This is a genomic window from Mesorhizobium sp. M5C.F.Ca.IN.020.32.2.1 (assembly GCF_004023105.1).
GTDB classification, from domain to species: domain Bacteria; phylum Pseudomonadota; class Alphaproteobacteria; order Rhizobiales; family Rhizobiaceae; genus Mesorhizobium; species Mesorhizobium wenxiniae.
The window spans coordinates 1-6,367 of record NZ_RZSX01000336.1; the positions used below are offsets into that span (position 1 = coordinate 1).

Here is a 6,367-nt window from a genome sequence, read left to right on the forward strand (position 1 = left end):
GCGCAGCATGATCGGCAGCGAGATCAGGCCCATGGCGATGACGGAAGCAGCCACCACACCCGTGGTTGCGGCAAGCAGCGCACCGACGAAGATCACGGCATAGGCGAGGCCGCCGCGGATCGGTCCGAACAATTGGCCGATCGTATCGAGAAGGTCCTCGGCCATGCCCGATCGTTCGAGCACGATGCCCATGAACGTGAAGAACGGGATGGCCAGCAGCGTGTCGTTCGACATCACCCGGCTGCCGTAGAAATTGTCCGGCAGTGCGTGCAGCAGCGGCCAAGCGAGATTGATCGAGCCGCCCGAATAGGGCGACAGAAGGACACCGATAAAGAAGAACAGCAGGCCGTTGGCGGCGAGCGAAAACGCGACCGGGTAGCCGATCAGCAGGAAGATGACCAGCGAGGCGAACATGATCGGCGCCATGTTCTGGGCGATGAACTCGATCACGAGCGCACCTCTTCGGCGAGCGCCTTCGCTTCGAGTTCGGCCTGCTCATGGACCGATATGAATGGAGTGGGATCGTCCATGTCGCCGCGCATGATGGCTATCTTCTTGATGATCTCCGAGATGCCCTGGAGCGCCAGCAGGAAAAAGCCGACCAGCAGGATCGCCTTTGCCGGCCAGATAATCAGACCGCCGGAATTGTTCGACATTTCGCCGCTGCGAAACGACAGCGACACATAGGGAACGAAATAGATCACCATCAGGGTGACGAACGGCATCAGGAAAAAGAGGTGACCGAGAAGGTCGATCCAGTGCTGCACGCGGCGCGAGAACATGCCGTAAACGATGTCGATGCGGATATGGTCGTTCTGCTTCAGCGTGTAGGCAGCGGCCAGCATGAAGGCCGCGCCGAACAAATACCACTGCAGTTCCAGCCAGGCGTTCGACGACATGTCGAACGTCTTGCGGATGACCGCATTGGCGGCGCTGACCAGGATTGCCAGCAGGATCAGCCACGACACCCATCTGCCGATGAATTCGTTCACACGGTCAATGGTTCTGGATAGAGCGAGAAGCCCTGCCATGCATTCCTCCCTTTACGCATCGGCCCGAAATCGGTGTCGATTTTCGGAAAGCGCGTTGCGTGCTTCAAAGTATCAGCGGCGCGCCATCCCGCTTGTTTTCCGCCGCTTCGATGTGGCCCAACGGTATGCCGTGCGTGGCCCGGCGGGTCAACACAGGGCAGACCGAGTAAAACAATCTTGTGAGGTGAGGAAGGGGCTTGTGAGATGAGGAAGGGGCCAAACAGCGCCTGACGCAGCGCATGACCCCGAAAATGGGAATCGATTTTCGCTGGGATCATGCGCAAAATCAAAGTGCTACAGCGTCCTTTGCGCGTCCGAGAGGACGCGCGCGCTGTAGACGTCATGCAACCAAAGTCTACCCAGGCTTGGTACCGTCAGGCGATCTTGCCCTGATCGCGGCCGGTGCCGATCAGCACCAGCATGGCGACGAGGAACAGATACATCCAGCCATCGCGCCATTCGAGCGGAAAATAGCCGGCCCACAGCGATTCGGCCATGCCGAAAGCGGCAGCGCCAAGTGCTGCCCGCAACGGCGAGAGATAGCCGCCCACCGCCGTCACAAACAGGATTTTCAGCCCGTAGACCAACCCTGTGCCGAAGCTGATGTTACCGTAGTAGAAGGCGGCGAGCACGCCGGCCAGTGCCGCGCAAAGGCCGCCGAAAAGCACCGCACGCCGAAGCACCGCGCGAACATCGACGCCGCACATCGCTGCCGCCCTGGGATCGTCGGAGACGGCGCGCCAGCGCCGGCCGAAGCTTGATTGGGCAAACGCCCAGGCGGCGAGCCCGATAGTTGCCGCGACGACAGCGCAGTCGAGCAACTGGATGAGCGTCAGCGTGGCATTGAAATTGGCCCCTCGCGCAAAAATGATGGGCTGGGCCAGCATTGGCGGCAGCCACAGATCATGGGTGTCGGCGGCGATACGGCTGGCTTCCGACAGGGCCAGCAATATGCCGAGCGTCGTCACCACGATGGCGTTGGGCGAGCGGTCGGCCAACGGTTCGAAGATGCTTCGCGACAAGACACGGCTGAGCAGCGCCGCATAAAGGAACGCCGCAGCTACGCCGAGCGCGACGGATGCAAACAGCGTCAGCCACAGCACCTGATAGCCGAACGCCGCGGTGAGGATCATCGTATGCCCGCAAAAGGCGAACAGCGCCCCATAGGCAAGATTGGTGCGGTGCAGGATGCCGTTGGTCAGCACGTAGCCGAAGGCAAGCAATGCGTAGAGCGCGCCCGAATGCAGCCCGTTCAGAACCTGCTGGAACAAATAGAGCATGCAATGTCCTCGATGCATGCCCCGCAATCGGGGCGCAGCGGTTTGGGACGAACGACGTTCTCAAGACAAGGCAATGGCGATCGCCTCCGTGACGAGCGTTGCACCCGGAATCTAACTTGTCAAATGCCATTTATCGGTTAGATTCGCCATATGGTAGTATCCTGGACTCCGCACCGCTTCACCGGTGGCATGCTTGCGCTCGACACGGCGAACACCGTCGTCTTGCGGAACGATCCGGAGAAAACCTTCGACCGGCTCAAAGATCCGGCGGAGATCGCCCGCTTTGCCGAAGCGGCGAGCGAGTTTCGCGCCGCCGAGCTCGGCGGCAGGCCGCTCGTAGCGCCGACGCCTGAAAAGATCGCGCCGGTGGTGCTGTCGATCAGGGAGACGACCGATCGGCTGTTTCGCCGCGCGGTTTCGAAAGGTGCGATCACTACCGGAGACATGCCTGAATTCCTTGAAGCCTGCGCCGACGGACTCGCCCAAAGCCGCACCGAAATCGGGAGGCCCGGAAAACTATTCGGCAATCCGGCGACGCCGATTGCCTTCGAGGCGGCGCTTGCGGTCTCGGCGCTGTCGCTGCTGCGCGGCGACACAATCGCCAGGCTGAGGATATGTCCGAACTGCAGCTGGCTGTTTGTCGACAAAAGCCGCAATTCCAGCCGCCTCTGGTGCGACATGGCGGTGTGCGGCAACCGACAGAAGGCAAACCGATACTATCGCCGCCGGACCGCGGCGAGGGAGGTCACCAATGTCTAAAAGATACTCGCGCGCGATGATTGTCGTCGCGGCGTTGTTCGCGGTGGCCGCGCTCGGCGCCTGCCGTGACTCCGGCAAGGACCAGCTGTTCGCCATTTCCGGGAAGCTGTTCGAGTTCAACTACCGGCTGGGCATCGCCACCTATGTCATCACCCTCAATCCGTTGCGGCCGGTGGGTGAGGGACAGGTCGCCGTGGTCTCCTTCCAGAACCCGGCCGGTGGTGATCCGATCATCGTCACCCAGAAAATATGGCCGAAGCTGCCGCATGTAACGCTGACCAGCCCGCCGCTCACCTGCGTCGTAAAGGACAAGCCCTATACCGTGTCGATCCGCATCGAGGATCGCAGCGGCAACTTGCTGCAGAGTTTCGAGACGACACTGACGTCCTCGCTCGAGCAGTCGGTCCTGCCCGACCGGCCTCTCGTGGTCGGGCCAGTCTACGAGCTCAACAAGGACCTGGCAGGCCATGTCGACGGCAAGCTGCCCGGCGAACCGAAGCCCAGTTGCCCAAAGGCTGCATGATGCGTCACCAGCGGCACTGACCGCCGCCGGAATTTTCGTGCTCGGCTATCCTCCCCGACAGGCGTTTCGTGGCGCCACACGGCCGCGCATGGATCATTTGTTGCGCCTCGTCTGGCATCTTCGATTTTATTTGACCTCCCCGGCAAGGGAAGAAAGACTGTAGGCACTCGACTCCGACGTTGGCTGCGCACCTCTAGCCGTGGCCGCACAGGAAATGCCTGATGACGCTGTATGATGTCGCGCTCGACGACAAGTTCGACCTGGGGAAGGAGCGCATCTTCCTTTCCGGCGCGCAGGCGGTCATCCGCATGCTGCTGATGCAGCGCGCGCGCGACCGCAGGGCTGGCCTGAACACTGCCGGCTTCGTCTCCGGCTATCGCGGCTCGCCGCTCGGCGGCCTCGACATGCAGCTTTGGAAGGCCAGGAAGCAGCTCGCCCAGTCGGACATCGTCTTCCAGCCCGGCCTCAACGAGGAACTCGCGGCCACGGCCTGCTGGGGATCGCAGCAGGCCGAGTTGCTGGGCGAGGGCACGCATGACGGCGTCTTTTCGGTCTGGTACGGCAAGGGACCGGGCGTCGACCGCTCCGGCGACGTGTTCCGACATGCCAACCTCGCCGGCTCGGCTAGATATGGCGGCGTGCTTGCCCTGATGGGCGACGACCACATGGCCGAATCCTCGACCAACGCGCACGCGACCGAATTCCTGTTCGTCGACACTATGGTGCCGATCCTCAATCCGGCGGGGGTCCAGGAGATCATCGACTATGGGCTCTACGGCTTTGCCATGTCGCGTTTCGCCGGCACCTGGGCGGCGATCAAATGCGTCAAGGACAACATCGAGTCGACGGCTTCGGTCGATGCCGCACTCGAACGGCTTGATATCGTCGTCCCGGACTTCGACATGCCGCCTGGCGGCCTCAACATTCGCAACGAGATCGACATGCTCGGCCAGGAGGAGCGGCTGCATGAATATAAGCGCGCCGCCGCTTCGGCCTTCATCCATGCCAACGGGCTGAACCGGATCGTTTATTCCGGTGGACGTGCCCCGAAGCTTGGCATCGTCACCATCGGAAAGAGCTATCTTGACGTCCGCCAGGCGCTGGAAGACATCGGCGTCGACGAGGCCGCCGCCAATCGCATCGGGATCAGGCTGTTCAAGGTCGGCTGCCCATGGCCGCTCGACCTGCAACACATCGCCGACTTCGCTCGCGGCCTCGACACCATCGTCGTCGTCGAGGAGAAACGCTCGCTGATCGAGGTGCAACTGCGCGAAAACCTTTACGGCACCGCCATGCAGCCGGTCATCGTCGGCAAGAAGGACGAGCGCGGCGACGGGCTGTTCCCGGCCAAGGGCGCGCTCGATCCAAACGACATCGCCATAGCGCTCGGCGAGAGAATCTTGCGGACGATCGGTCCGTCGGACGAGATCGCCGCGCGGGTGGCGAAACTTCGCCAATTCCAGGCGATGCTCGCCGACACGTCAGATATCGCCTCGCGCACGCCCTTCTTCTGCTCCGGCTGCCCGCACAATTCCTCGACCAAGGTGCCCGACGGCTCGCTCGCCGCCGCCGGCATCGGCTGCCATTTCATGGCGCTTTGGATGGACCGCAACACCGTTGGTTTCACCGCCATGGGCGGCGAGGGCGCCCAATGGGTCGGCCAGGCGCCGTTCTCGAAGCGCGACCACATCTTCCAGAATCTCGGCGACGGCACCTACAACCACTCTGGTGCGCTGGCGATCCGCTTTGCATTGTCGACCGACGCCAACATCACCTACAAGATCCTCTACAACGACGCCGTCGCCATGACCGGAGGCCAGCCACACGAGGGTGGCCTGACCGTGGACATGATCGCCAGGCAGGTGCGGGCCGAGGGCGTCGAGCGTATCGCTATCGTCACCGACGAGCCGGACAAATATACCGGCAAGGTCGAATTCCCCGCCGGCGCCACCATCCATCACCGCGACGATCTCGACCTCGTCCAGCGCGAATTGCGCGCCGTTAAGGGCACATCCGTGCTGATCTACGACCAGACCTGCGCCGCCGAAAAGCGCCGCCGCCGCAAGCGCGGCACATTCCCCGATCCCGACAAGCGCGTCTTCATCAACGAACTGGTCTGCGAAGGCTGCGGCGATTGCGGGGTGCAGTCGAATTGCGTGTCGATCCAGCCGGTCGAGACTGAATTCGGCCGCAAGCGCAGGATCGACCAGTCGAGCTGCAACAAGGATTTCTCCTGCGTCAACGGCTTCTGCCCGTCCTTCGTCACCGTGCATGGCGCCAAGATCAGGAAGGCCGAGGGTATGGCCGGCACGACCGATCCGCTCGACGGCGTGCCCGCGCCCGCTGAATTTCCGCTCGGCGAACAGGGCTGGGCGGCGATCATCGACGGCGTCGGCGGCACCGGCGTCGTCACCATCGGCGCGGTGCTCGGCATGGCGGCCCATCTCGAAGACAAGGGCTGCGGCATGATCGACATGGCCGGCCTTGCCCAGAAGGGCGGCTCGGTGTTCACCCATGTCCGCATCGCGCGCAGCCCGGGCGATATCCACGCCATCCGCGTTTCGGCGGGGAAGGCAGACCTTGTGCTCGGCTGCGACCTCGTCGTGTCGGGCGCTCAAAAGGTGCTCGCCGCGGTGCGTGAGGGCCACACGATCTTCCTCGCCAACACCGCCGAGATCATGCCCGGTGAGGTTACCCGGTCGGCGGATTTCTCGCTGCCTGTCGAGCGGCTGAAAAAGGCGATCCGCACTGCCGCCGGCGACGACAAGGCGCAT

At 62.8% G+C, this 6,367-nt stretch carries 7 protein-coding genes; 3 read left to right on the forward strand and 4 right to left on the reverse strand.

Annotated elements, in window-relative coordinates; all coding sequences use genetic code 11:
* The 4 genes from EOA86_RS17790 to EOA86_RS17800 all read right to left on the reverse strand — a co-directional run.
* Positions 1-447, reverse strand: a 447-nt coding sequence (locus EOA86_RS17790; RefSeq protein ID WP_128342844.1) for a TRAP transporter large permease subunit, incomplete at its 3' end; no start/stop codon positions are given.
* Positions 447-1,031: a TRAP transporter small permease subunit gene (locus EOA86_RS17795; RefSeq protein ID WP_065006078.1), complete on the reverse strand. Its 585-nt coding sequence runs from the start codon at positions 1,029-1,031 to the stop codon at positions 447-449. The genes EOA86_RS17790 and EOA86_RS17795, both read right to left, overlap by 1 nt.
* On the reverse strand, positions 989-1,309 hold the full coding sequence (locus EOA86_RS38675) for a hypothetical protein (protein WP_206630058.1): 321 nt from the start codon (positions 1,307-1,309) through the stop codon (positions 989-991). Before EOA86_RS38675 ends, EOA86_RS17795 begins: the two co-directional genes overlap by 43 nt.
* 96 nt (positions 1,310-1,405) lie before the next feature.
* The gene (locus EOA86_RS17800; RefSeq protein WP_128342840.1) at positions 1,406-2,311 is read right to left on the reverse strand and encodes a branched-chain amino acid ABC transporter permease; all 906 of its coding nucleotides are present in this window, start codon (positions 2,309-2,311) and stop codon (positions 1,406-1,408) included.
* Positions 2,312-2,461: 150 nt separating this feature from the next.
* On the opposite strand from EOA86_RS17800, the gene EOA86_RS17805 reads away from it, so the two are divergent.
* The 3 genes from EOA86_RS17805 to EOA86_RS17815 form a co-directional block, all read left to right on the forward strand.
* Entirely contained in the window at positions 2,462-3,070 is a 609-nt protein-coding gene (locus EOA86_RS17805; RefSeq protein ID WP_128342842.1) for a CGNR zinc finger domain-containing protein, read from the forward strand.
* Entirely contained in the window at positions 3,063-3,593 is a 531-nt protein-coding gene (locus EOA86_RS17810; RefSeq protein ID WP_164891805.1) for a hypothetical protein, read from the forward strand. Before EOA86_RS17805 ends, EOA86_RS17810 begins: the two co-directional genes overlap by 8 nt.
* Positions 3,594-3,814: 221 nt before the next feature.
* The coding region (locus EOA86_RS17815) for an indolepyruvate ferredoxin oxidoreductase family protein (protein ID WP_164891806.1) at positions 3,815-6,367 on the forward strand (2,553 nt) is incomplete at its 3' end.

Excerpts from the sequence above, each read along its gene's own strand:
- EOA86_RS38675 (WP_206630058.1), bottom strand. The coding sequence starts at position 1,309 with ATGATCCCAGCGAAAATCGATTCCCATTTTCGGGGTCATGCGCTGCGT.
- EOA86_RS17795 (WP_065006078.1), bottom strand. The coding sequence starts at position 1,031 with ATGGCAGGGCTTCTCGCTCTATCCAGAACCATTGACCGTGTGAACGAA.
- EOA86_RS17805 (WP_128342842.1), top strand. The coding sequence starts at position 2,462 with ATGGTAGTATCCTGGACTCCGCACCGCTTCACCGGTGGCATGCTTGCG.
- EOA86_RS17810 (WP_164891805.1), top strand. The coding sequence starts at position 3,063 with ATGTCTAAAAGATACTCGCGCGCGATGATTGTCGTCGCGGCGTTGTTC.
- EOA86_RS17800 (WP_128342840.1), bottom strand. The coding sequence starts at position 2,311 with ATGCTCTATTTGTTCCAGCAGGTTCTGAACGGGCTGCATTCGGGCGCG.